This is a genomic window from bacterium, from assembly GCA_040755795.1.
Lineage (GTDB): Bacteria > UBA9089 > CG2-30-40-21 > CG2-30-40-21 > SBAY01 > JBFLXS01.
The window spans coordinates 1-1,429 of sequence record JBFLXS010000676.1; the positions used below are offsets into that span (position 1 = coordinate 1).

Here is a 1,429-nt window from a genome sequence, read left to right on the forward strand (position 1 = left end):
CGAATTGGGTAGTGTAAAATGACACTGAAAGGGTATTGGTTCTGTAATATAAAATGACACTGAAATTAGATAAAATGTAGGGTGTATAATTTAAATTTAATTGTCTGGCTCCAAGGGAATATTTTTCTCCAGTATTGAGATAAAGATATTCCCGAAAAGTCAGATCACCCTACTATGGATATGTATTCAAGAAACCAATACCTTAAAGAATTAAGAAAAGATTATTTAAAAACTAAATCAAAGAAAGAAAAAGGTAAACTTTTGGATGAAGCTCAAAAGAGAACCGAATTAGAAAGAAAATATCTCATTAAGAAACTTAAACCAAAGAGTAATCTTGATAAAAGAAAAGAAGAGAGAAAAAAGAGAAAGGTAATTTATGACGGCTATTTTAAGGTGGCTTTAATTAGGGTCTGGGAAGTCCTGGATTATCCTTGTGGCCAGAGACTGGAACCTTCACTTAGAGAAACTAATATCGTTGATAAATTAAGAGAGTTAAAGGAATTGGTCTGTTCTGATGAGGTAGCTAAAAAACTAAAGAAGATTTGTGCTAAGACTGTTGATACCAAACTGAGACATGAGAAAGAAGTAATTCACCAACTCCAAAGAAAAGGTCAACCCAGGTCCACTTCTCTATTGTTAAAGAAAATTCCTATTAAGATCCACGGTGAACTGGATAATCAACAATTAGGCAATATCCAGATAGATTATGTAGAGCATTGTGGTTCCTCAGCTGCTGGTGAGTTTGTCTGTACCATAGACTGCCCAGACATTGCTTCTGGCTGGGAGGAATGGGAAGCAGTAATGGGCAGAGGTCAGATTCCTACTAAAGAAGGTTTAGATAAGGCCAGAAATCGTTCTCCCTTTGAATGGAAAGAAATTCATTCTGACACTGATAAGGGATTTGTTAATGCTCATTTGGTTAAATACTCTGAGGAAACCAATCTGAGATTCTCCAGATCCAGACCTTACAGAAAGAATGATAACTGTTATGTGGAACAGAAAAACTGGTTCTCAATTAGAAAGAGAGTTGGTTATCTCAGATTTGATACAGAGAAAGAAAGAGATCTCTTAAATGATCTTTACCGAAATGAATTAAGACTCTACAAGAATTTCTTTCTACCAAGAATGAAGCTGAAAGAGAAAATCAGAATAGGAGCTAAAGTCTATCGTAAATATTATCCAGCCAAAACTCCTTATCAGTATCTAATGGAATCAGATCAGGTTCCAGAAGAGAAAAAGAAAGAGTTGAAAGAAATATATTTATCTCTTAATCCGGCTGAATTGAAAAGAGCTATTGAAGCAAAACTTGATAATCTCTACAAGGTCTACCAGCGAAAACAAAGGTCGGCTGAGGTTATTCCATTTAAAAGATTAAGATCTCGTTTAGTGTCAAATTATATTACAGAACAAGATTTAATTCGGTGTCATA

Annotated in this window: 1 protein-coding gene; it reads left to right on the forward strand. The window is 34.6% G+C overall.

The features are described from left to right. Window positions 1-174: 174 nt before the first annotated feature. Window positions 175-1,429: hypothetical protein (locus tag AB1414_20840; protein ID MEW6609858.1), on the forward strand; the 1,255-nt coding region annotated here is incomplete at its 3' end.